Genomic DNA, 1,754 nt, shown 5'->3' on the forward strand with positions numbered 1-1,754 from the left:
AGGCTTTGTTAAAGTTTAATGTTGATATTTGATAAAAAAATGGAACTCCCAGATTTATGGAAGTTCTTTTTTTTTAATGTTATTCAATTAAAGCCCCCGTTAGCTGAATAACTAACATTTTGATTTAAAGTAAATGATTTCAGGGTCTCCGTCATCTAAGTTTTCAACTATTCCACTCTGAATAAATCCATTCGCATCAAATACTCTCTGCATACTAATGTTAGAACGATTAGTAGAAGAAAATACTTTGTTAGTAGGAGATGAACTCATCATATAATCCATCAATAAACTCGCATACCCTTTTCGTCTGTGGGACGGTGAAACAATAATTAATGATATAAAAGCACATTCAAAGAAGTTAGTATCGTAAATTAAAAAGCCAACAATGTCATCATCTTCTTTAGCAATTAAACAGTGTCCAAGCTCAATGGATTTCTCAAGATAATTTCGTCTGCTTGTGTTGCCAATAACCTCACTATCTATGTACACTACTTTGTTTAAATCTTCAATATCAGCCTTAACAAAGGTCTCCATCTTACTTCCCCTTTTTTAGTTTTATCTCTCTGCATTCAATGGCTCGCTAATCAAACTATACTGCCCTTTAGTTGAATAAAGAAAAAACCTTCAGACAGTAAACTTAGATAATCTAAGTGTATCATATGTTTCTATATTTGGGATTAAATTCCCTTTTATTATCACATCATTCATTGTGACTTCATTTCGTTGATGATGGATGCTCTCTAACACTTGAAACCAAGCAAGATAATTGTTCAGATACTTGGTCGCCACTCCATTAAATCGCTGTATCCAGGCTTTAAGCCTTCGGTGGTAGTTGTTGACATTCTGGATGTGATAAAGCCCCTTGGAGCGAATTTTCCCGTCAGATTTGAACTGATAAATATCCATCCCTTTTTCAGCAGCATAGGTTTTAAAAGCACGCCAAGCGTCGGTGCATAATACATTCTCGTTGGAAAGTTTAGGACCGATGGCTTTGTCTAGCAGCTCTTTTGTCAATCGACCCATTCCTAGCACTTGAGAGAAGGTCACCTTGTTACGGTCTCTTGCGACCAATACACATACCTGCTCGTTGCTTATACCACGTTTCTTTGCGGAACCGCCTCGTTTGCGGGACTTTCTATTTTTAATCTTTCTTTGTCCTTTTTCAGAGTAAAGGAAATAGGTCTCGTCCATTTCTACGATACCTTGGAAATTTGATAGTTCCATTTGCTTTAATGCCGTTAGGAGCTTGTGCCTCCAATAAAATAACGTGACGTGAGTAACGTCACCAATCAAATCGGCTGATTTACGAAGCGAATAACCTTCTATCATACATTCAATAAACTTCATCCAACGATTGAGATGACGGGTTCGATATAATGCCGTATTGGTGAGGTCAGTGAAAGTCATTCTACAAGATTTACAGCGATAACGCTGTTTCTTCACTTCTTCACCGTCGACTATTGTAGAATACTTTCCAAACCGAACAATATGTTCTGATTTACACTCAGGACAACGATAGCCATCTTTATTTTTACGTTCCGAGATTTCCTCTAGAACGGTTCCTGTTGAGGATGACGCAGTAAGAGCATCGATTAAATATTCTCGCAAGCGATGTTTTTCTGCTGGGTTAAGTTTTTGAATGGCTTTAAGGATATCGGTTGTTCTCACGGTCATCACCAACTCATATTTGATGACTTTATTATAGAACATTCGTTCGTCATACGCAATTATCAACAACATACTTTAACAGAGCC

General features: G+C 37.1%; 2 protein-coding genes. Both read right to left on the reverse strand.

Annotation, left to right across the window (positions count from 1 at the left end):
• Positions 1 to 111: 111 nt before the first annotated feature.
• Positions 112 to 534: a GNAT family N-acetyltransferase gene (locus RSX31_RS23300; RefSeq protein ID WP_315636139.1), complete on the reverse strand. Its 423-nt coding sequence runs from the start codon at positions 532 to 534 to the stop codon at positions 112 to 114.
• 90 nt (positions 535 to 624) lie between these two features.
• The gene (locus RSX31_RS23305; RefSeq protein ID WP_315636140.1) at positions 625 to 1,674 is read right to left on the reverse strand and encodes an IS1595 family transposase; all 1,050 of its coding nucleotides are present in this window, start codon (positions 1,672 to 1,674) and stop codon (positions 625 to 627) included.
• Positions 1,675 to 1,754: the final 80 nt, after the last annotated feature.

This window comes from Rossellomorea yichunensis, assembly GCF_032337515.1.
Classification (GTDB): Bacteria; Bacillota; Bacilli; order Bacillales; family Bacillaceae_B; genus Rossellomorea; species Rossellomorea yichunensis.